We start from the raw sequence: 22,231 nt of genomic DNA on the forward strand, positions 1-22,231 counted from the left end.
CGGATTCGACGCGTATTGCGGATGATGACCGCGCCTACTTTGATGAGCTTGAGCCTCAGGTTGCTCGGACTCATGCGCGCGAAGGGCGTGTGCTTCAGGTAAGTCCGTAACCGCTCGAACAGTGTATAAACGAAGCCCGACAAGATCATCCGCCACTGATTGGCCCACCAGTGTGTGCTGGAGGTCCGGTCAGCAAACAGGCCCAGTTGTTGATCCATGATCCGGTTCTCCATGTCACCCGGGGCACAGTACTGCTCGTAATAAAGCTTGAAGCCGTCATCGTAACGGGAACTGATGATAAACCGGGGATTAGAGCCCAGCTCGCCTTCTTCCAGACGAGCCACCACCCAGCGTGGGTATTTCCAGGAGTGTGCTTGATACGGAAAGCGAAACGTCTCTGCCACTTTCCCTCCCACCCAGGGAAAACGCATGAAAAACCGCTCTACGACGGGCTTCGTAGCGCTTTACCAGTAGGAGCTAATGTGGTCATCTAACGGCTTTTGCTCATGGCTGACCCGATGCTGACACCGTCCCTTATGCACCATCTATCGATCGTTCCCGACTTCCGCCAGGCTTGGAAAGTGCAGCATCAGCTGTCGGATATCCTGTTCCTGACGGTCTGTGCGGTGATCTGTGGTGCCGAGGGATGGGACGAGATAGAGGATTTTGGCCACGCAAAGTTGGATTTTCTTCGCCAGTACGGTGATTTTGAGGCTGGCGCACCGAGCCATGACACCCTGGCCAGGGTGATGGCGCTGGTGAATGCCGAGCAGCTCCAAACCGCCTTTGCCGAGTGGATGAAGGCTTGTCATGACGTCACCGATGGGGCGGTGGTGGCCATTGATGGCAAGACGCTTCGCGGCTCGTACTGCCGAGGGAAGGGCAAAGGGGCGATACACATGGTCAGCGCCTTCAGTGCGGCGAATGGCGTGGTGCTGGGCCAGGTCAAGACGGCGGAGAAGTCCAACGAGATCACGGCGATTCCCGAGCTGCTCAAGCTGCTGAATCTGCAAGGTTGTCTGGTAACAATCGATGCCATGGGCTGCCAGAAGAAGATCGCCACGCAGGTCCTGCAGAAGGGCGCCGATTACCTACTCTCGGTGAAGGGCAACCAGCCGGCCTTGGCTGACGCCTTCGAGGCTGCGTTTCCCATGGCCAAGGTGGTCAACTTTGAAGGGGATGCGTACGTCACGGACGAGAAGAGCCGTGGCCGGCAAGAGACCCGATACCATATTGTCAGCGAGGTTACTGAAGAATTTCAGGAGCTTAGCTATGAATGGGCAGGCCTGAAAACGGTAGGCGTGGTAATGAGTTTCCGCCAGAAAGGTGACGAGGTGCCAGAAGCCCCGATGATCCGCTACTACATCAGCTCTGCCGATCTGAGCGCCAAGAAGCTCGCCGAAGCGGCTCGCCAGCATTGGTTTGTCGAGAACAAGCTCCACTGGTCCCTGGACGTCGCTCTTCGCGAGGATGCCTGTAAAATCCACCGCGGACAGGCAGCCGAAAACCTCGCCAGGGTTCGTCATATCGCCTTGAATTACCTGAAAGGGGAGAAGCGTTTCAAAGGCGGAATCCGGCGGAAACAGAAGAAAGCCGCGCTGGATGAGACCTACCTGGCGGACATTCTCGCGGTGTAGATTTTTTCATGCGTTTTCCCTGCCCTCCCACCTGCCATTGGGTCTTGCGTACCAGCATCATGGGCACATCCACTTCCTTGAGCAGCCGGCTGTTCTTGGCGATTCCCACGATGTAGTCGACGTGATGCCGATCGCACCAGTTCAGCATCCGGGGACGACAAAAGTGGCTATCACCTCGTAACACGATGCGGGTATCGGGCCAGTATTGGCGGATAAAGCGTACCAGTAAGGCGAGGATCGCCCAGCTATGGCGGCTGTCGCTGCGGTCACTGGTGCGCAGATAGTCGGCTTCAATTTGGCGGCGTGAGAGTGGCGAGAAGGTCAGCTTTTCAGGTACCATTTTGGAAGCGGCTGTTGGTGCTTGATGGATTGGTTAGGTTCTTGAAATCATAGCACTTTCAGCCGCTTTCTTTTATACCCTGTGAGAAATCCAGGCTAACAACAGCGCCTTTTTAATCTCTCTTACTTACTTTTTCTCTGACTTTTTCTCGGCATCAGGATTGACGTGGTGCGTGTCAGGCATTGGGTTTGCGTCATCGTGGTGGTCGTCACGCTGATCTTTCTTCTGGTCGTCTTTATCAGGGGACATAGTACCTCCTACTCCTTGGCGGTGGTCGAGATATTACTGGGATAAAGCCTCACTCACTATAGCTGCTGCCGGGGTTCTTGCCATGGTGCGCTATCCGCCTAATACCATCACCACTTACTTACGCTTAATCAAAAACCATTTATAACAGTCACTTAAAAAAATAAGCAGGAGCAATCTCCTATTGATCGTCTGTTTAAATAGCCTTTATTAATTCTCGCTATTCCAGGTTACTGATGCGCCCGCACTATTTGCTCTATCCTTCGCCTTTGGTCTACGTTGAAAGCTCGACATTCGGCAGCTAGCCGCCTGAGGAGACGGGCAGCCCTGCCAGCTAATCGAAGCGATTCGTGCACACAAAGGAGTGACCGCACATGAGCGACCAACAGCAGCCCCCGCAGCACCAGAACAAACAGCCCGGCGATGAACACGCCATGCGCCCAGCACCTGAATACATCCGCAATAGCTATCGCGGCGCTGAAAAACTGCTCGATAAAGTAGCCATTATTACCGGCGGCGACAGCGGCATTGGCCGTGCCGTGGCCGTGCACTACGCCCGTGAAGGGGCGGATAGCGTGATCGTGCATCTCAAAGAGACCAAAGACGCCGAGGAAACCAAGCGGCTAGTGGAAGCAGAAGGACGCCGCTGCCTGGTGTTGAAAGGCGATGTGGCCGCCCCGGCATTTTGCCGCGAGATTGTTAAGCGCACCCTGGATCACTTCGGCAAGATCAACATCGTGATCAATAACGCCGCTGAGCAGTACGACTGGGACGATATTACCGAGATCCCCGACGAGCAGCTGCAGCGCACGTTCCAGACCAATATCTTCAGCCACTTTTACCTGACCAAAGCGGCGCTGCCCCATTTGAGTGAGGGCGATACGATCATTGCCACCTCCTCCATCAATGCGTTCAAGGGCAACGACACGCTGATTGACTACACTGCCACCAAGGGCGCCATTCAGGGGCTGATACGCTCGCTGGCGATGTCGCTGATGGACCGAGGCATCCGTGTCAACGCCGTGGCTCCCGGCCTCATCTGGACACCGCTGATTCCGGCCAGCTTCGATGAAGAGAAAGTCGCGGAGTTCGGCAGTCAGGTGCCGATGAAACGCGCCGGACAGCCCAGTGAAATCGGCCCGGCCTATGTGTACCTGGCCTGTGAAGAGTCATCCTCCATGAGCGGCCAAACGCTGCACCTGAACGGTGGCGTGATTCTGAATACCTAGCAACCCTCTGAGGCGGCGATGCCGCCTCACCCGTAGAACACGACTATTACAGCCTACCCTACTGCTTGTTACGCACCTTTATAAATACAGTCGCCACCGCCGCAACCCCGCCAAGTCCTAATGTTGACGCAGCAACTTCATGCCCGTTCAGCCCGAGCATCACTGTAATACCCAGAAAGATAAGGCCAAGGCTGTAGGCCATCCACTGCCCGCGCTTGATCTCGCTGATACTGGCATCCTGCGAGCGTATATTGGACTCAGCAATACGAGAGTTGACGGCGTTTTCTTTCTCTTCTTGCGCGTGGCGATGCGCTTGCTCCTTCTCGGCCATGGCTAAAATACGATCTGCCGCGCCGGGGCTGATGCGCTCGTATTTTTCCATTTCTGCAGAGGGCGGCAAGGGACCTGAGTAGGTCAATTGTTGAGCAATAATGCTCTGATTGTTAGAAGATGTTGGTGATTGCTGCGATGAATCACGAGTGTGAGAGTCTGGGGAGTCGGTCATATTGCTCCATCGCCTTTTGCATATCTTTTCCAACCTTCAGAAAATCGCTGCTCAATGCCTCTGCATCGCTCTCGTGCACGACAAACTCGACAGGTTGGATTGCCTGCCGCTTTTGCGGAAAGATCGTAGTGACACTGGCAATGTGTGCGATATGTTTGAGGTTCATTGCGGCATCCCTCGGTTAGTTTCTTTTACCATAGCGCAAAGTGACTCTCGTTAGGTAGTCGATAGCGCGCATGGTGCCGGTTTTCCCCACTAACCCGCCAGATTTTTCACCAGCACCTTGGATTTACGGGCGTGGTTGTAGGCCTCGCGTTTGAGGGGGGGCAGGTCTTCCAGGCTTGCGGCGCGGAAGCCGCGCTCTACAAACCAGTGGGCGGTGTGGGTGGTGAGTACGAACATTTCGGAAAGCCCGCGCTGGCGTGCTCGGCGCTCAAGGGCTTCCACTAGCCGCTCGCCGCGTTCGCCGCCCCGGTAGTTGCCATGAACGGCAACACAGGCTAGCTCACCTACGGTGGTCTCGGGGAAGACGTGTAGCGCCGCGCAGCCAATTACCATGCCGTCCCGCTCAATCACCATGTAATCATCAATTTCGTGCTCTAACCGCTCTCGGGAGCGTGCTACCAGCATACCGCGCCGCTCTAGCGGCTCTAGCAGCTCTAGCAGGCCTGCCACATCGTTCAGCGTGGCGGGGCGCAGCTGTTCGTAGCGGTGCTGGGTAATCATGGTGCCCACGCCGTCACGGGTGAACAGCTCGCCCAGCAGCGCGTCGTGATTGCGCCACGAGAGCAAGTGAGTACGTGCTACACCCTCACGGGCGGCGGTGCAGGCAGCACTCAAGTGTCGCGCCAATTCGCTACCCGGCGCGGCTTGCTGCAGGCGCGGCTCTGCCTCAAAAGGGGAAAGCTGGCGCAAGAGCGCGCCCTGCTCGTCTTCCAGGCCTTCGGACTCGCCCAGCAGAATCAGCTTGTCTGCCTTGAGCGCCACGGCGGCGTGCTGAGCCACTTCCGAGGCGTCTAAATCGAACACTTCCCCCGTGCTGGAGAATCCCAGCGGCGGCAGTAGCACTAGCGAGCCTTTTTCCAGCAGCCCCTCAATGGCGCTGGCCCGCACCCGGCGCACTTCGCCGCTATGGTCAAAATCCACTCCTTCGCGCACGCCAAGCGGCTTGGCGGTGACTAGGTTGCCGGAAATCACGCTGAGTTCTACGCCGTGTAGCGGCGTGCTCGGCAGGCCAAGGGAAAGCCGGGCTTCCAGCCAGAGCCGCTGGTGCGCCGCTACCTGCTCAACGTGGGCCATCACCGCGCGATCGGCCACCCAGCGGCCATCCACCCGGGTGGGTTCTACGCCAGCGGCAGTCAGTGCCTCATGTACCTGAGGGCGAATGCCGAACACCACTACCAAGCGCACACCTAAGGTGTGCAGCAGCGCTAAATCCTGGATGAGCTGCTCCCCTCGGCCCGACGCCATGGCTTCGCCCTCAATCAAGATGACAAAGGTTCGCCCCCGGTGCGCATTAATGTATGGGGAGGCGTTACGAAACCAATCTACAAAGGGGAAACGAGTGTCCAAGGGCCGCTCTCCGGCAGCAGGTGAATGAAGGTAACGCTGTTTACTTTAACAGAGCACAAAAAACAGCGGCACCTTCTATTGCAAAGATCTTATTCAAAGATCGTGTGCTAAGAAGGTGCCGCTGTAGGCTTGGCGGTTCAGCCGAGCTGTGGCATTCGGTGCGGAGTTAGCTCTGTCTGTTAACCAAACATGCCTTTAAACATAAAGAAGAACAGAATCGCCAAACCAGCACCAGCAGGCAGCGTAATCAGCCACGACATAGCAATGGTACCAATCACACGCAGGTTAAGCGCCGCCATACCACGGGCCAAGCCTACGCCCAGCACCGCGCCCACTAGGGTGTGAGTGGTCGAGATGGGCAGACCAGTACCCGATGCCAGCACTACGGTGGTAGCCGCCGCCAGGGTGGCCGCAAAACCACGGCTAGGCGTCAGCTCAGTAATGCCGGTACCGACCGTCGCGATGACTTTATGGCCATAGGTAACCAAGCCAACGACGATACCGCCGCCACCTAGTACCAGTACCCACCAGGGCACAAGGGCCGAGCCCTCAATTTCACCGCCGGTTTGCACCACGCTGATCACCGCTGCCAGCGGGCCAACCGCATTGGCAACATCATTAGAGCCGTGGGCAAAGGCCATGGCACAGGCAGTGAAGATCATTAGTACGCCGAACACTCGCTCCACGTTGGCGTAACCAAAATGGTCGTTAGCGGTCTTTTCGAATTTGATGCGGCGCTGCATCAGCATGCCAATGCCCATAATGACCAAGCCGAGCAGGATGGAGAGCAGCAGGCTTTGGTTAAAGGTCAGGTCGAGCCCCACGTGGGAGAGCCCTTTGGTCAGCGTGACCATGGCAACAATAAAGCCCACCAAAAATACATAGCCCGGCACGTAGCGCTTGGCGGCGGTAAACGGGTTATCGTTTTCAAAAATCAGGTGGTGGACCGATTTGAACAGCACAAAGCCGATGGTACCGGCCAGCAGCGGGGAAACGACCCAGCTTGCGGCAATCTTGGTAACCGCCCCCCAATCCACGGTAGAAGCCCCCAGGCCTGCCACCGCGAAGCCCACAATCGCGCCCACAATGGAGTGCGTGGTGGAAACGGGCCAGCCTTTCATGGAGGCCACCAGCAGCCAGGTTCCCGCTGCCAGCAGCGCCGCTAACATGCCGTACACCAGCAGCTGTGGGTCTTCCTGCAACAATTCAGGATCGATGATGCCTTTACGAATGGTGTTGGTGACTTCGCCACCGGCCAGCCATGCGCCTAAAAACTCAAAGACAACGGCAATAAGGATCGCCTGTTTGATGGTAATCGCTTTCGACCCCACCGAGGTTCCCATGGCGTTAGCGACGTCGTTTGCGCCGACGCCCCACGCCATAAAGAAGCCAAATACACAGGCCAGAATGATAAAAATGTCACCGTGCTGGGCAATAATCTGCATGAGTATCCCTTAGCGTGCGGTCAAAATCTGCAGGCGGCTACCTACGCGTTCAGCGCGATCAGAGACTTCGCCCACCCATTCAATGATCTTGTAGAGGAAGATCACATCCACCGGCGGTAGCTGGCTCTCAAGCTCAAACAGCTGACGACGAATCGCCACCTGCTGGCTATCGGCCTGGTGCTCAAGGGTGTGCAGTTCGCGGATCATGTTTTGCATGACATCGGAAACATTGCGACCAAAACCGGATTCCAGCAGGTCTTTCAATTCTTCAAGCGCTTGGCGAGCTTGGGCCACACAGGCCACACTGGTGCGCATGTAGTCGCGCATCGGTTCGGCCAGCTCATTGGGTACGCGCATTTTACGGCCCAGCATAATGCCGGTAATGTCGCGCACTTTATTGGCAATCTTGTCCTGAACACTGATCAAATCGAGCAGGTCAGAACGCGATACCGGCAGGAACATGGTGTTAGGCAGGTTCAGCCGCAGTTCTGTTTTCAGGGTGTCGGCGTCGTGCTCTAAGCGCGTGACGTTCTCGCGCAGCTCAGCCGCCGTGTCCCAATCACCGACAAGTGTTGCCTCGAAGAACGGCAGCAGTTGGTCGGCACATTCATTGGCCTTGACGATGTGGGCCAGCAACGGCTGGAATGGCGAGCGGCCAAACATCGCGGAAAAAGGGTTGGAGGTTACCATATAGCCTTTAGCCTGTTTTCGGGGAGCCTGGAAATGGCGGGCGCCAGTATAAAGAGTGCGTCCGCCGCCGTCATGAAAAGTTCATAATGTCATCAAAAATTAACCAAAATGTCATAATAGTGAGGTGGCGATTGTCATGAAAAACTCAACCAGTATGCCAGCACCGACCGAGGTAGAGCTAAAACTGGCACTGCCACCCACCCAGATCGACGCGCTGTTACACCATCCGGTGCTCGCCAGCACTCCCCCCGTTCAGCAGCAGCTGGCCAACACCTACTTCGATACCCCGGCGGGAGATTTAGCCGCCGCACGAATAGCGGTGCGCCTGCGCCAGCTGGATAGCCAAGTATTGCAGACGGTAAAAACCGCCGGCCAAGGGGGTGGCGGGCTCTCCAGCCGACAGGAGTGGGAGTGGCAAGTTCCTGACCCCAGCTTAGATCAATCCGCCCTGGCCGCCCTGCCGCCCTTTCAAAACGCGTTAGCAGACAAAATTGCGGCACTGCGCTCGACGCTAAGCACAGACTTCACCCGCCGCAGTTGGCAGCTTGCCTGGCAAGGCAGCAAGATTGAGCTGGTGCTGGATGAGGGCGAGATCGTTTGTGGCAAGGCTCGCGCGCCGATTTGCGAAGTGGAGCTAGAGTTAAAAGCAGGCGACCCTGAGGCGCTATGGTCGCTGGCGGCCGAGCTGGCCAGCCAAGTACCACTGCGTCCCTCCGACAGCAGTAAGGCATCGCGGGGCAATGCGCTGGGCCGCCAGCAGTGGCCGCTGCCTGATGCCCAGCACCCGGCCGAGTGGCTACACCGCGCGACAGTCGCACTCGACGCCTATCACGATAGCGGTGACGCGACGCACTTAATCGCCGCGCAGCAGGCATTGGCAACGCTTGCCCAGCACCCGCAGCTGGATAGCGCCGCACGGGCAGATGCTGAGATGCTGCCTAAGGCATTAGATAGCGCAGGCATGCCCACCACCGCCTACGGCGCGGCTGCGTTAAATTTGGCTCGTCGCTTCGCTTATGAAACCGCGCTACGCTAAACACGTTTCAACCACTCATTAAGCCCACCTCAGGATGACGCGATGAGCTTTCCCCTTACTCCCGGCGCCGAAGGACTCCGCGCCCGGCTGTTCCATATTATTTTTGAATCCGATACGCCGGGGGCGAAGGCGTTTGATATTGCGCTAATCGTCGCCATTCTGCTCAGCGTTGCGGTGATTTTGCTCGGTAGCGTTGAGATCTATGCCGAGCGTTACGGGCATATTTTCTTCTACATCGAATGGGCCTTTACACTGCTGTTTAGCCTGGAACTGCTGGTACGGCTCTACTGCCTTGAACGCCCCACGGTGTATTTAAAAAGCTTTTACGGCGTGGTGGATGTGATTGCAATTATCCCCACTTGGCTAGTGCTGCTGATGCCTGGCGCGCACGCGCTGGTGATGGTGCGGATTTTGCGGGTGTTGCGCATCTTCCGCATTTTGCGACTGATGGAGTTTGTGGGGGAAGGCAGGCTACTGCTGGATGCGCTTAAACGTAGCCTGCGCCAGATTTTGCTATTTTTCAGTAGCATTCTCATGGTGGTCACACTGTTTGCCGCGCTGATGTACACCATTGAGTCCCCTGAGTCGGGCTTTACCAGCATACCGATGTCGATATATTGGGCCATCGTGAGCATCACCACCGTCGGGTATGGGGATATTGTGCCCGCCACTTCGCTGGGCAAAGCCATCACGGTGATTCTGATGCTGATTGGCTACTCGATTATTGCCGTGCCCACCGGGGTGTTTTCTGCCCAAGTGATCCGCTCGATTCGTGAAGACCGCTACTCAGAAGAAGCCTGCCCTGGCTGCGGCCACGACCGCCACGAAAAGCGTGCCCGCTACTGCCTGCGCTGCGGCACTTGGCTGGATGAGAACAGCGAGGAGCCGCGCAAAAAAGCGCACAAAGAGAGCAGCGACGATGAGACGCCAAGCGAGGATAAATAGCACCTCGCCGATACGAAAACGGAGACGCTAAGCGCCCCCGTTTTAATAGTGCTCAGTGACCGCTACTCTTGAAACGGCGTTATATCGCCACGCCCTTCCCGCACGACTTTGGGCGGCAGTTCACGAAGATCAATCACGCTCGTTGGGTCAAGGTGGCAGGCACCGCCATCAATAATCAAATCCAGATGGGCACCAAAGCGCTCGCGAATCTCCTCGGGGTCGCTCATCGGCAGCGCCTCGCCAACCGGAATCAGCGTCACGCTCATTAGCGGCTCACCCAGCGCCTCTAGCAGCGCGTGGGTGATGCGGTGATCGGGCACCCGCACACCAATTGAGCGGCGCTTAGGGTGCAGCAGCAAGCGCGGCACTTCGGTAGTGGCATCCAGAATGTAGGTGTAGGGGCCGGGCGTGTGGGCTTTCAGCAGCCTGAACACGGCGTTATCCACTTTAGCGTAAGTGCCTATTTCGGAAAGATCCGAGCACACTAGAGTAAAGTTATGCTTGTCATCCAGCGAGCGCAGCCATTTGATCTTCTCGATGGCCTTTTTTTCGCCTAAATGGCAGCCCAGCGCGTAGCCTGAGTCCGTTGGGTAAGCGACTACTCCACCCTTACGAATAATCTCGGTGGCTTGGTCAATCAGCCGCTTTTGTGGGTTTTCCGGATGAATCTGAAAATATTGGCTCATCGCTTACTCCTGCCCGTAGGCATCTGGTTAGCTAAGGTTTTTAGCGATATCACTTTTAGCTTAGCTGATTCAGCGGCTTAGCACCCAGCATACCGCTCGGGGCATCGCGCAGGTGGGCTAAACGGGGGTGCTGCCAAATAGGCGGCGCGGCGGTACGGGGCACCGGACTCATGCTGCCAGGCGCTGCATGGCTGCCAGGAAAGTGGAAATCACTGCCCAACGAGGCGTACAGCTCCCGCTCTACCAACTGGCGCGCCAAATCACGGGTGGCGTCTGGGTTTTGCTGGCCGCTAACAAGCTCTACGCCTTGGCCACCGGCTTCCATAAAGGTATCCATCAACAGGCCGCGCTTGCGCCGGGTAAGCCCGTAGCGCAGCGGATGGGCCAGCACGGCCACTCCGCCAGAGGCCACGACCCAGCCCACTGCTTCGCTGATTTCCGGCCAATGGGCTTTAACATCGCCTTTTTTACCACTGCCCAGGTAGCGCTTAAAGGCTCCGGCCCAATCGGCTACCACACCTTCCGCCACCAGCGCCCGGGCAAAGTCAGGTCGCCCTAGGGGGCGGTCGCTGCCTGCCTGGGCGCGGGCTTTTTCCAGCGCGTTGGGTAAACCCATTTTTTCTAAACGCTCGGCGATCACTTCAGCGCGCTTGATACGCGCTTCCCGCTGCTGCTCAAGCCCCTCTATCATCGGCCCCTGCAGCCCGCCGGGCATTAGCGCTACCACGTGAATATTAATTCCCTGCCAGCGGGTGGATAACTCACATCCCGGCACCAGGCAAAGCCCTGCCTGCTGGGCGGCGCGGCTCGCTTCTTCCACCCCTTCCATCGTGTCATGGTCGGTGAGCGCCATGTGAGTAAGCCCACGCCCAGCGCATAGGGTTACCAGATCCGTCGGGGAAAGCGCCCCATCAGAAGCGGTTGAGTGCATATGCAGGTCAACCGAGTAGCGCTGGTCGGCATCGAATGCGGTAGGCAGTACGGAGGCAAGAGCGTTAGGAAGTAGTGGCATTAGCATGACGCCGTGTGGCGAGTTTAGAATAGGCGTGTTGAACACGAACAAGCTCGCCATGGTGCGCGCTAACCGGAGTACGGTCAATGCTATGGCCGATACGTTACCCCTGCCTTCAAGGAGTTATCCCCATGTTTTACGCCATTATCAGTGAAGATGTTGCCAACAGCTTAGAGCGCCGCTTAGCAGCCCGCCCCGACCACTTAGCGCGGCTTGAAGCACTGCGCGATGAGGGGCGGCTTATTCTGGCCGGCCCGCACCCCGCCATTGATTCCGACAACCCCGGCAATGCGGGCTTTAGCGGCAGCTTAGTGGTGGCGGAATTCGATAGTTTAGAGGACGCCCAAGCCTGGGCAGATGCCGATCCATACATCATCGCTGGGGTCTATGCCAAGGTAATTGTTAAGCCGTTCAAAAAAGTTTTGCCTTGACCAATAGGGGCGAGTGTGGAGGGTCCGCCCGCTTTTTCACAGAGCCTGTGGAAAACTCTGTGAAAACTCGGCGGACGCTTTTCTATAAGCCAGAGATAGCGCCCCGATTAACAAATTGATCATTTTTTAACCAATTATCGCCACCACGGATGCTCGCGTGACTCAACGCCCTGCTCAATCCCCTAGTGCTCTACCCCCACTTGAAGCGTTAACCGCCCCACAGCTGACGTGGAACGACACTTCTCCCCATTCAGACGCCTTCGACGACGTCTATTTTTCCCGTGAGGATGGGCGTGCAGAAACCGAGCACGTTTTTTTAGGGGCCAACCGACTTCCCGAGCGGTTTGCGGCTTGGCAGGAAGCACGGGCCTTTGTGATTGGCGAGACAGGCTTTGGCACCGGGCTAAATATACTGTGCGCCTGGGCCTGCTTTGAGCAGCACGCCCCAAAAGGCGCACGGCTGCATCTGTTATCCACAGAAAAATTTCCCCTCGACCGGGAAGCGCTTACCCGCGCCCTAAGCGCCTGGCCGTCGCTGGCCAGTTATTCACAAGTGCTGTGCGAACTATGGCCAGAGGCGGTAAGCGGCATCCACCGTTTGCACCTAAGCGAGCGCGTCACCCTCGACCTGCACTTTGGCGACACCACCGAGCGGCTGAACCTGCTGGAGGGCCAAGTGGATGCTTGGTTTTTAGATGGCTTTGCCCCCTCTAAAAACCCGGATATGTGGCAGCCGGAACTGTTTGAAGCCATGGCGGCCCGTTCCCGCCCTGGCGCCACCTTTGCCACCTTTACCTGTTCGGGCATCGTCAAGCGCGGGCTGAAAGCGGCGGGGTTTCACTGGAAAAAAGTGCCTGGGTTTGGCCGTAAGCGGGAGATGCTAGCGGGCGGTATAGAAGCACCGCCCACAGATACGCGGCGCAACGCGGCGCCCTGGTTCACGCCCCCTCCCCACCGCGATGCAAAGCACGTGATTGTAATTGGCGCGGGCATGGCGGGCAGCAGCGTAGCGGCAGCGCTGGCTAAGCGCGGCAAGCAAGTCACGGTGGTTGAGCGTGACGCCCCTGGCGCGGGCGGCTCCGGCAATCGTCAAGGGGCGCTCTATGTGAAGCTGGCGGTGGAAACCAATCATCAAAGCCGCTTCTATTTAGCGGGGCTGCTGTATAGCCAGCGCTGGTTTGGCCAACTGGCCTCAGCTCACCCACAGGAGCCGCCGCTCTGGCAGCCTTGTGGCGTGTTACAGCTCGCGCTCAGCGATAAAGAGGCTAACCGCCAGCAGCGCTTTATGGCCAATCATCCGCTGCCGGAATCGGTCATGTCTGCACAGAGTGACGCACTAAGCGAGCTGGCGGGCGTGCCGGTCTCTGCGGCCCACGGGCTTTTTTATCCCCAGGCGGGCTGGGTTCAGCCCAAAAAGCTCTGCGAACAGTTGTTGCAGCACGCCAATATCACCCTACGGCAGGGCGACGTCAGCGAGCTACAGCAAGCCCAGCAAGCCTCCCAAACGGCGCAGTGGCAGGTCACGCTGGCCAGCGGCGAAACGCTGCAGGCTGATCATGTGGTCGTGGCTACAGCATCCCTGGCTAACCAGTTTGCACAAACCGCCGAGCTGCCGTTGCAGCAGGTGCGCGGCCAGGTCAGCGAGCTAACGCTGCCAGCAGGTACGAAGGTGCCCACTAAAGTGGTATGTGCGGGAGGCTATGTATCACCACCGATGGATAACGTACTGACCTTTGGCGCCAGCTTTGTGCCCAATAACGCCACAACGCAAGTGGTCGAGGAAGAGCACCAGCGCAATATTGATGAGCTACGCCAAGCGCTGCCAGAGTGGGTCGCCGCGCTAGAGGCAGCTGGCGTTACGTTAAGCCCAGAAGCGCTGGAAGGCCGGGCTGCAGTGCGAGCCGCCAGCCCCGATAAAACCCCTTACGCCGGGCCGGTGCCCCACACAGCCGCGTGGCAGCGGGATTACGCAGTGCTGCGTAAAGATGCCTCGAAAGTGCCGCCTGTTAATGGCGAGCACCATCCAGGGCTGTGGATCTCCACCGCCCACGGTTCCCGAGGGCTGGCCAGCGCGCCGCTGTGCGCGGAGGTTATCGCATCGCGCATTTGCGATGAACCGCTGCCCATCGAGCAGCCATTGGCTGACCACCTTCACCCAGGGCGGCGCATCATTAGCGCGCTGGTGCGGGCTCAGTAATCGCCCTCTTCTTCATCATCTGCTAACTCTCGCCCAAAGGAGCGCCACTGGGCGAGGGTCATCACTTCGGTCATTTCCAGCTCTAGGTCGTGGGCAATGATCAGCTCGTGTCGGTCAAGCTGCTGCTTAAGCTCAGCGACCCAGCCGCTCATGCCTTCGCCGGTATCGGTGGTGTCGTAGCCTTGTCGAGTAACAAACGCTTCCAGCAGCGCGGTTAAGGTTTCTGGCGGCAGCATCCGCGCGGGCACTTCGATAAACCGGCTCATTCGCTTTGCTCCCAAGCGGCTAAACGCTCAATAAAGGTGGCTTCGTCGATCACTTCAACCCCCAACTGCTCGGCTTTGGTGAGCTTACTGCCTGCAGCTTCGCCCGCCACTAGGCAAGTCGTTTTTTTAGAGACGCTGCCCGCTACCTTGGCCCCCAGCGCCTGAAGCCGCGCCTTGCCTTCGTCACGGGTCATGCTCTCCATGGCACCGGTCAGCACCCAGGTTTGGCCCTCTAGCGGCGTGGAGCCTTGGGTGACTTCTGACTCTTGCCAAGTAATGCCCGCCTCAATCAGCGCTTGGAGTGTTTCCAGGTTATGGGGCTGGCGAAAAAACGTGTGGATATGCTTGGCAACAATGGGGCCTACGTCATTCACCGCTTCCAGCGCCGCTTGATCGGCGTCTTGCAGCGCTTGCAGCGTGCCGAAATGGTTGGCGACGTTAGCAGCCGTGGCTTCGCCCACCTCACGAATGCCCAGCGCGTAGATAAACCGCGCCAGCGTGGTCTGCTTGGCCTTTTCCAGGGCGTTAACCAAGTTGGTGGCGGATTTTTCGCCCATACGCGGCAGGCTCTTTAGCTGCTCTACGCTGAGATGGAAGAGATCGGCAGGCGTCTTCACCCACTCCTGATCCACCAACTGTTCAATCAGCTTCTCGCCCAGGCCGTCGATATCCAGCGCTTTACGGCTGGCAAAGTGTTTCAGCGCCTCTTTACGCTGGGCAGCGCAGTAAAGCCCACCAGAGCAGCGTGCCACCGCCTCGCCTTCCAGGCGCTCGATATCCGAGCCGCACACGGGGCAGTGGTCGGGGAAGGTAATCACACGGGCATCCGCCGGGCGCTTCTCTTCATCCACTCGCACCACTTGTGGAATCACATCCCCTGCGCGGCGAATGGCTACCGTATCGCCAATCATCACGCCCAAGCGAGTAATTTCATCGGCGTTATGCAGCGTGGCGTTAGAGACCGTCACTCCCGCAACGGTGACCGGCGCAAGGCGCGCCACCGGCGTAATCGCCCCGGTGCGACCTACCTGAAACTCCACATCGTTGAGGGTCGTGACTTCTTCTTGGGCAGGGAATTTAAACGCCACCGCCCAACGCGGGGCACGGGCAACAAAACCCAGCTCTCGCTGGTGGCGCAGGTCGTTGACCTTAATCACCACGCCATCAATGTCGTAGCCGAGCTGGTCGCGTTTAGCGCCTAGCTGCTCGCAGTAGTCGGCTACCGCGTCGGGGCCGTACATCGTGGTTAACTCTGCACTAGTGCGAAAGCCCAGGGTGGACAGCCGTGCCATCAGCGCACTGTGGGTGGCATCGCCCAAGTCTGGCTCCAAGCGTGCTGCTTGGTAGGCGTGGAACTCCAACGGGCGGGTCGCCGTAATGCGCGGGTCGAGCTGACGCAGGCTGCCAGCCGCAGCGTTGCGCGGGTTGGCAAATACTTTGCTGCCCTCCTCTCTGGCACGCTCGTTGAGCGCTTCAAAGCCGGAGTGGCGCATAATCACTTCGCCGCGCACTTCGACCAACTCAGGCACGTTTTTGCCCATGAGCTTAAGCGGCACCGAGCGCAAGGTACGCAGGTTAGAGGTAATGCCTTCCCCCGTGCGACCATCCCCACGGGTCGCACCGCTGACCAACACGCCCTGCTCATACACCAGCGATACCGCCGCGCCATCCAGCTTCGGCTCGCAGCTAAACTCAATCTCTTCCGACTGACACTCCAAGCGTTCCGCCACGCGTTCGGCAAAGGCCACAATATCGTCACGACTAAAGGCATTATCCAGCGAGAGCATCGGAATGGCATGGGCAACCTCGGGAAAGCCCTCTGCCGGAGCGGCGCCGACTCGCTGAGTGGGCGAGTCGGGGGAAATCAACTCGGGGTGCTCGCCCTCTAACTGCTTTAAGCGCTGCAACTTACGGTCGTAGTCAGCGTCGGTTAACGTTGGCTCGTCTAGCACGTAGTAGCGGTAGTTGGCGTCATCCAGATCAGCGCGTAGTTGGCTGATCTCTTCCAGCAGGGTGGGGTCAGGCTGACTCATTCAGAGGTTCCGAAGACAAATAAAACAGGTAATTAGTAACAAAAACACCCGCCTTCTTGAGGAAGGCGGGTGTTCGCACAACGCGGCGTTTAGCGAGCCTGCATATGGCGGTGCAGGCGGTGGCGACGCTCAAATTCATGAACACGCTGCCGGGCAAACTCGATGGTTTGCGCCGTCATCACGCTGCGGTTTTCATCTTTCAGCTCGCCGCCCATGTGGCGTACCACCACCATGGCCGTTTCGACCATTGCTTCAAAAGCAGCCGAGCTATCCACCGCGCCGGGCAGGGGCATTAAGAAAGTGATCCCAGGCGTTACAAACTCATCCATCTCTTCGATGGGGAAAGTGCCGGGTTTGAGCACGTTCACCATCGAGAACTGCAGCTCGCTATTGTGGCTTTCCGTTTCAAAGCGATTGAAGACGCCCATCGCGCGGCAATAGCGCAACCCACAGGCCATCATTAGTTCAAGCAACTTGTCGCCATCAAAACCTTCGGGATCACGCGACAGCACGCTAATGACTACCAACTCGTTAGCATTGGCAAGCGTCTCTTTGGCGTGCTCGCCGTTCACGTCATGACGCAGAGCTTTTTCCAACGTAGGGTGCGCGCGCACAACATTGTCTTGGGCTGCATAAGCGTCATCGTACTCTTCATCAACGCTCTGGTAGTGATCTTCATAGCGGCTAGCGCTGTTTGCGTAGCGCTCTAATTCAGGCTCGGCATGCGCCTGCTGCACGGCGTCGCGTTGGGCGGCAGCTTCATTAGCAGCAGCGGCTTCGCGAGCTTGAGCTTTTTCTTGAGCGATACGCGCTTTTTCCGCTTCAGCGGCCTGCTTCGCTTCACGGCGCTGCTCGGCTTCCAGCGCTTTACGCTCAACTTTTTGCTTGGCGGCTGCTTCAGCTCGCTTGGCTTTCTCGGCTTTTTTGATGGCTTTCTCTTTACGGCGCTCAATAATACGCCGCTTAAAGGAACGGCCAATGCCTTCAAAGTCGACCAGTCGGTACTCATCAATTTCGTCGTCATCTAACTCGTGATCGCCCACCGTGTCGGCGCGCAACTGGCGGCGCTTGGGTGCGTCGGAAGCGTGCTTGGCAAATACCGCATCTTCAGGCTCGGCGCGAAGCACCGGCTCGGGCTCAGGAGTAATATCTGGCTCAACGGCCGCTGGCTCTTCAGGAGCTTGGTTGCTTTCCAGCTCAGCATGGGGCTCTGGTGTATGAGAGGCGTTTAGCTCAGCGGTGTTCGGCTGTTCGCTAGGTGCTTCATCAGTGGCGGAGAACGACGCAGGTGCTGTACCTGTTTGCTGAGACTGGGGGGCTTCGTCTTCCATGGCACTCATGGACGACTCCGGGGTCGCTGGCTGGGGGGTCTCTGCTTTCGGGGCCTCTTCACGAGCTGTAAAGACACTTGGCTCACGGCGTGGCGGTTCGCGCATTTCGTTTCTGGTTTCAGCAGACGCATCAGCTGTTGCTGACACATTAGCAGTAGCTGCCTGGACAGCCGGCTCCGCCTTGTTAGATTTCGCTGCTGCAGGTTTTGGCTTTCCTGAGGGTTTGGTAACCGAGCGACGGAAATCAGACAGCACCCTAGAAGGCCCTGGATGCTCTTGGCGCTCTAACTTGGGTTTTTGCCCCAGCCCACTGTAATCGGCGGGCTTGACCACCCGAGCACCGCCGTTTGGCAGCTCCCAATTGATCTCGGCTTCTTTCGCCTCGTCGTCTAACTCTTCCAACTTCGCGGTAGGCAAATCTTTTACCGCTTGGTCTAGCCGGGGCACACGACGCTGACGCTGGAGCCTACGCACACCGTCGACAACGATTAGCGAAACCAGTGCCAGTCCTAGAATGATTAACCACTCTCTTAATTCCATGTCGAGCATTCCATGGGTCATCTAACCGGTTACTAGGGCACAGTGAGCGGCACTGCGCCAGAATATGGGAACCTTCTTATAAATCGATATTTAGCACCAAGCATAGCGCGGTTGCTACGAAAAGAGCCAATTTTTGCTGATTTTCACACGTTTGAGCCGCTAAGGGAGCTTTTTAGGCGAATTTTTCGACCTTATCAACCATCAAAAGTGCCCTTTCCGCGTCATTCCATCTCTGATACGGGTGGCCAAACGCGGAGTGCCGTGTGAGGCCGCTACCCACTCAGTTCACCCTATTTAAACGTTATGCTAGTGAATGTTTTTCACTATCGCTAGTTTCTTATGAACGCATTGCGCTTTAACAACAGGTAATGATTCGCAAGCGATAAGCGGGACTTAAGCCTATACGGCCGCGACGACCCCACCGCCAACACCACGTTTTTTCAACAACTTGCTGTTATCAAAGCATTTCGTGGGCATGGCGTTACTATCCGCTTGCGCTGGCGCACCCAGGTGACAGGCACGCCTTGGCAAATAAGGAAACTCTAGGGAAGTCGCAACACGGCGCAGCCATGAGCCACACGCACTATTCGACCAACTCAGCGGCCTCATCAATACCCACGGAAACCAAACGCGAAACGCCGGGCTCTTGCATGGTGACCCCCATCAGGCGCTCGGCGGCTTCCATGGCAATCTTGTTGTGGGTGATATAGATGAACTGCACACTTTCGGACATCTCTTTCACCAGCTTGGCGTAGCGGCCAACGTTGGCGTCATCCAGCGGAGCGTCGACCTCATCCAGCATACAGAACGGGGCCGGGTTAAGCTGGAAGATGGCAAAGACCAGCGACAGCGCAGTTAGGGCTTTTTCCCCACCGGATAGCAGGTGAATCGTGCTGTTCTTCTTACCCGGCGGTCGGGCCATGATGGCCACGCCGGTTTCCAACAGGTCATCACCGGTCAGCGTCAGCCACGCCGCCCCACCGCCAAACACACGGGGAAAGAGCGTTTGCAGACCGTTATTGACCTGATCGAACGTCTCCCGGAAACGGACGCGGGTTTCTTGATCGATCCGCTTGATCGCCCGCTCCAGCGTTTCCAGTGCTTCGGTGAGCTCGGCATGCTGGGCTTCTAGGTAATTACGCCGCTCGGCCTGCTGATCGTACTCCTCGATGGCCGCAAGGTTAATCGCCCCCAGGCGGCGGATTTTTTCCGAGGTACTTTCCAAACGCTCTTGCCACGCAGGTTCGCTGGCATCGCTGGGCAGCGTGCTGGCGAGCGCATCGGCATCGTGGCCTAGTTCTGCTAACTGCTCATCCTGGGTCGCTGCTTTGAGCGCCAGCGCCTGCACCTCCATGCGGCGCTGCTGGAGCTGTTCGCGACTCTGTTCAAGATTGCGCTCGTGCTGCTGGCGGGCTAACTCATCGTTGCGCAGCTGCTCGGCCAGCGCCTGGGCCTGTTGGCGCGTTTCATTGAGCCGTCGTTCCTGCTGTTCGCGCTGGTGGAGCAGCTCTTCGAGCTCCTCAGCGGCCAGCTCGTCGGGCTCGACCAGCATTTCACGGGACTCTTCCAGCTCGGCAATACGCAGTGAGAGGCGCTCTTCGGTATCGCTTGAGCGGGACTGCTGCGCGCGCAGGCTGTCGCGCTCGGCTTTTAAGCGCTCACGCTCCAGGGCCAGCGCCTGCTGACGCGCTTTGAGCGGGGCATGCTGTTGGTTGAGCTGCTCACGCTGCTCACGCTGGCGGTGGCGCTGTTCGGCGCTGGTTTCGCGGGCTTCTGCGGCGGTTTCCAGTTGCTCCATGGCCGTATGCCAACGAGCGCGCTGCTCTTCTAAAGTAAGCGTTAACTCCGCCTCATCTTCTTGCAGCTGGGCCAGTTCGTCGTCCAGCTCCGTGGCGCGACTGGAGAGATGCTCAAGGCGTTGGGCAAGCCGCTGCTCTTGCACTGCTAGCTGTTGGCGGGTGGCCGCGTGGTCACGCTCCTGCTCTGCTTGCTGCTCACGGGTCAGTTCTAACGTTTCAATCGTCTCGTTGGCGGCTTCGCACTGTTCATCTAAGAGTGCCAGCGCCTCTTCCGCCCGCTCACGCTCTGCGGCCAGCTCCTCAAAGCGACGACGAGTGACCAGTAGCGCATCGACGCCTTCGCCATTGGATTGCTGATGCAGCCAACCGCGACCGCGCCATACGCCGTCTTGGCTAACCACACTCTCACCGGGAGCAAGCGTAGGCAACAACGCTTCCGCCGCGTCAGCAGTATCAACATAGTGAATACTCGCCAACCACTCCGTCAGCGCGCCCGCGCCTTTCACCAAATCGCTGAGGCGATTGCCTGGGCCCGCCGTGGCTGTGGAAGGCGGCGCTTGATCAATCAAGCACCACTCCGTCGCCAGCGCTTCGGGCAGCGCGTTTAGCTGATGGGCAGCTACCAGTCGGGCGTTTAACCAAGGGGCGAGTAGCCAGGAAATAACCCGCTCCCAGCCTTGGCTGACCGAAATGGCTTCACCCAAGCGGGGTGCATCGGCGAGGCCATGAGCGGCCAGCGTTTCGCTTAGCTGAGGGTCGTGATCGGCCAGAGCGGCATCCATCAGCGCCTGCAGCGAGGCAAGTTCACCCTGCTGCTGGCTCAGCGCAGCGCGCTGCTCGTCGCGGCAGGTTACCGCTTGCTGGTAGGCGCTTTTGGCATCGCTGTAGCGCTGCTGCCACTGCTCACGCTCCACTTGGAAGGCGTCGGCACGTTGGTCGGCTTCTTCCAGGCGGGCTTGGTATTCGGCGTGCTCGTTTTGTAGCGCGGTCATGTCGGCCAGCTCGCCGCGCTGCTGGCGGCGGCGCTGCCCTTCTGCCTGCAGGCGGGCAATACGTTGCTCTAAGTCGCGCAGTTGGTCTTGGCTACGGTCGGCATCGCGGCTGGCCTCGCGCCAGCGGTTTTCGGCGTCGGCCCACTGCTGTTCAGCGGCTTCCAGCGCTGGCGTTGCGTCGGCCAGGGTCTGCTCGAGCAATTCGAGCTGCTCTTCCAGCGCTTCATGCTCGGGCAGCAGCTCCTCAAAGCGCTCATCGATCACCGCGAGCCGCTCCTGGTCGCCCTCGCTGACCTGGCGCTGCTCGTCGAGATCCCGTCGGGCGGTGGCAATGTCATTGGCCAACTGCGCTTCGCGGCTGCGGCGGTGGGCCTGGTCCTGCTCTAAGCGGGCAATGCGCGTGGTGGTTTCATAAAACTGCTGCTGGTGGCGGTCCAACACGTCGGCCAGCTCGTCGTGCTGTTCGCGGGCCTGCTCCAGGCGGGTTTCGCACTGACGCACGCCAAACACGTCTTTTTCGACGGCAATTTCCAGCTCGCGGACACGGCTCTCTTGGTGGGACTGTTCGGCCCGCAGGGCGCGGCCGCGCAGCAGCGCCAGCTCGCCTTTTAAGCGGTACTCCTGCTGCTTGAGCTCTTGGTAGCGCTTGGCGGCTTCCGCTTGGCGCTTGAGGCGTTCGAGCTGTTTATCCAGCTCTTCGCGAATATCGTCCAGGCGCTCCAGGTTCTCCTGGGTGCGCCGCATGCGGTTTTCGGTTTCCCGACGGCGCTCTTTGTACTTGGAAATCCCCGCGGCTTCTTCGAGGGTGGCGCGAAGGTCATCCGGGCGCGCTTCGATCAGCCGCGAGATCATCCCCTGGCCGATAATGGCGTAGGAGCGCGGGCCTAGGCCGGTCCCCATGAACAGGTCGGCGATATCCCGGCGGCGGCACTTCTGGCCGTTGAAGAAGTAGTTGGACTGGCCATCCCGGGTCACCAGGCGTTTGACGGCAATTTCTGAGTACTGGGCGTATAAACCGCCCATGCCGCCATCGCGGTTATCGAACTTCAGCTCGATAGAGGCCTGCCCTACCGGCTTACGTCCGGTAGAGCCGTTGAAGATAACGTCGGCCATGGATTCGCCGCGCAGGGTTTTGGCGGAGGACTCCCCCATCACCCAGCGCACGGCGTCGATAATATTGGATTTACCGCAGCCGTTGGGCCCAACGATGGCCGTCATGTTGCCATCGAAGGGCACGGTGACCGGATCGACAAAGGACTTGAACCCAACGAGACGTATAGAGGTTAAGCGCATTGCGAC

General features: G+C 58.4%; 18 protein-coding genes and 2 pseudogenes. 6 read left to right on the top strand and 14 right to left on the bottom strand.

Annotated features, from left to right (window positions below; translation table 11 throughout):
* Nucleotides 1–413: pseudogene (locus tag AC13CY_RS06420) on the bottom strand (transposase); the annotation flags it as partial.
* Between the two features lie 105 nt (nt 414–518).
* Between AC13CY_RS06420 and AC13CY_RS06425 the strand changes: the two are divergent.
* On the top strand, nt 519–1,637 hold the full coding sequence (locus AC13CY_RS06425; RefSeq protein WP_476294492.1) for an ISAs1 family transposase: 1,119 nt from the start codon (nt 519–521) through the stop codon (nt 1,635–1,637).
* Nucleotides 1,638–1,662: 25 nt separating this feature from the next.
* Here AC13CY_RS06425 and AC13CY_RS06430 read toward each other — a convergent pair.
* Both AC13CY_RS06430 and AC13CY_RS06435 read right to left on the bottom strand, forming a co-directional pair.
* Nucleotides 1,663–1,938: pseudogene (locus AC13CY_RS06430) on the bottom strand (transposase); the annotation flags it as partial.
* Between the two features lie 165 nt (nt 1,939–2,103).
* Nucleotides 2,104–2,226 carry a hypothetical protein gene (locus AC13CY_RS06435; protein ID WP_266100169.1) on the bottom strand — a complete coding sequence of 41 codons (123 nt, stop codon included), beginning with the start codon at nt 2,224–2,226 and terminating at the stop codon, nt 2,104–2,106.
* 371 nt (nt 2,227–2,597) lie between these two features.
* Between AC13CY_RS06435 and AC13CY_RS06440 the strand changes: the two genes are divergently transcribed.
* Nucleotides 2,598–3,452: an SDR family oxidoreductase gene (locus AC13CY_RS06440; RefSeq protein WP_483052388.1), complete on the top strand. Its 855-nt coding sequence runs from the start codon at nt 2,598–2,600 to the stop codon at nt 3,450–3,452.
* Between the two features lie 58 nt (nt 3,453–3,510).
* Here AC13CY_RS06440 and AC13CY_RS06445 read toward each other — a convergent pair whose 3' ends face one another.
* The 5 genes from AC13CY_RS06445 to AC13CY_RS06465 form a co-directional block, all read right to left on the bottom strand.
* Nucleotides 3,511–3,957: a DUF2335 domain-containing protein gene (locus tag AC13CY_RS06445; RefSeq protein WP_082051466.1), complete on the bottom strand. Its 447-nt coding sequence runs from the start codon at nt 3,955–3,957 to the stop codon at nt 3,511–3,513.
* Nucleotides 3,926–4,123, bottom strand: coding sequence for a hypothetical protein (locus tag AC13CY_RS06450; protein WP_044629975.1), 198 nt, complete (start codon nt 4,121–4,123; stop codon nt 3,926–3,928). Before AC13CY_RS06450 ends, AC13CY_RS06445 begins: the two co-directional genes overlap by 32 nt.
* Nucleotides 4,124–4,212: 89 nt before the next feature.
* Nucleotides 4,213–5,529, bottom strand: a complete 1,317-nt coding sequence (gene argA / locus AC13CY_RS06455; protein WP_044629976.1) for an amino-acid N-acetyltransferase — start codon at nt 5,527–5,529, stop codon at nt 4,213–4,215.
* A gap of 179 nt (nt 5,530–5,708) precedes the next feature.
* Nucleotides 5,709–6,974: an inorganic phosphate transporter gene (locus AC13CY_RS06460; RefSeq protein ID WP_044629977.1), complete on the bottom strand. Its 1,266-nt coding sequence runs from the start codon at nt 6,972–6,974 to the stop codon at nt 5,709–5,711.
* A gap of 9 nt (nt 6,975–6,983) precedes the next feature.
* Nucleotides 6,984–7,664, bottom strand: coding sequence for a TIGR00153 family protein (locus AC13CY_RS06465; RefSeq protein ID WP_044629978.1), 681 nt, complete (start codon nt 7,662–7,664; stop codon nt 6,984–6,986).
* Between the two features lie 136 nt (nt 7,665–7,800).
* On the opposite strand from AC13CY_RS06465, the gene AC13CY_RS06470 reads away from it, so the two are divergent.
* Nucleotides 7,801–8,700: a CYTH domain-containing protein gene (locus AC13CY_RS06470; protein ID WP_172515480.1), complete on the top strand. Its 900-nt coding sequence runs from the start codon at nt 7,801–7,803 to the stop codon at nt 8,698–8,700.
* Nucleotides 8,701–8,742: 42 nt separating this feature from the next.
* Nucleotides 8,743–9,645: an ion transporter gene (locus AC13CY_RS06475; RefSeq protein WP_483052389.1), complete on the top strand. Its 903-nt coding sequence runs from the start codon at nt 8,743–8,745 to the stop codon at nt 9,643–9,645.
* Nucleotides 9,646–9,707: 62 nt separating this feature from the next.
* On the opposite strand, the gene AC13CY_RS06480 is transcribed toward AC13CY_RS06475, so the two are convergent.
* On the bottom strand, nt 9,708–10,331 hold the full coding sequence (locus AC13CY_RS06480) for an L-threonylcarbamoyladenylate synthase (RefSeq protein ID WP_062361567.1): 624 nt from the start codon (nt 10,329–10,331) through the stop codon (nt 9,708–9,710).
* Nucleotides 10,332–10,386: 55 nt separating this feature from the next.
* Nucleotides 10,387–11,343 carry a PHP domain-containing protein gene (locus AC13CY_RS06485; protein ID WP_483052390.1) on the bottom strand — a complete coding sequence of 319 codons (957 nt, stop codon included), beginning with the start codon at nt 11,341–11,343 and terminating at the stop codon, nt 10,387–10,389.
* A 131-nt stretch (nt 11,344–11,474) separates the two neighbouring features.
* Here AC13CY_RS06485 and AC13CY_RS06490 point away from each other — a divergent pair, with 131 nt between their 5' ends.
* Nucleotides 11,475–11,774, top strand: a complete 300-nt coding sequence (locus AC13CY_RS06490) for a YciI family protein (protein WP_172515478.1) — start codon at nt 11,475–11,477, stop codon at nt 11,772–11,774.
* Between the two features lie 157 nt (nt 11,775–11,931).
* Nucleotides 11,932–13,971 carry a bifunctional tRNA (5-methylaminomethyl-2-thiouridine)(34)-methyltransferase MnmC2/FAD-dependent 5-carboxymethylaminomethyl-2-thiouridine(34) oxidoreductase MnmC1 gene (gene mnmC, locus AC13CY_RS06495; protein WP_483052391.1) on the top strand — a complete coding sequence of 680 codons (2,040 nt, stop codon included), beginning with the start codon at nt 11,932–11,934 and terminating at the stop codon, nt 13,969–13,971.
* Here the strand turns inward: mnmC and AC13CY_RS06500 are convergent.
* From AC13CY_RS06500 to smc, 4 genes are all read right to left on the bottom strand, one after another.
* A complete protein-coding gene (locus AC13CY_RS06500) occupies nt 13,965–14,237 on the bottom strand; it encodes a YheU family protein (RefSeq protein ID WP_044629984.1) in 273 nt (90 codons plus the stop codon). The two genes, mnmC and AC13CY_RS06500, sit on opposite strands and share 7 nt — an antisense overlap.
* Nucleotides 14,234–16,270 (bottom strand): NAD-dependent DNA ligase LigA, encoded by a 2,037-nt coding sequence (ligA, locus tag AC13CY_RS06505; protein ID WP_483052392.1) that lies wholly within the window; start codon nt 16,268–16,270, stop codon nt 14,234–14,236. The genes AC13CY_RS06500 and ligA overlap by 4 nt, the downstream gene beginning before the upstream one ends.
* 89 nt (nt 16,271–16,359) lie before the next feature.
* On the bottom strand, nt 16,360–18,141 hold the full coding sequence (locus tag AC13CY_RS06510) for a cell division protein ZipA C-terminal FtsZ-binding domain-containing protein (protein WP_483052393.1): 1,782 nt from the start codon (nt 18,139–18,141) through the stop codon (nt 16,360–16,362).
* Nucleotides 18,142–18,724: 583 nt separating this feature from the next.
* A complete protein-coding gene (gene smc / locus AC13CY_RS06515) occupies nt 18,725–22,225 on the bottom strand; it encodes a chromosome segregation protein SMC (protein ID WP_483052394.1) in 3,501 nt (1,166 codons plus the stop codon).
* Between the last annotated feature and the right edge of the window lie 6 nt (nt 22,226–22,231).

The sequence above is a fragment of the Vreelandella sp. L-15 genome, assembly GCF_056857635.1.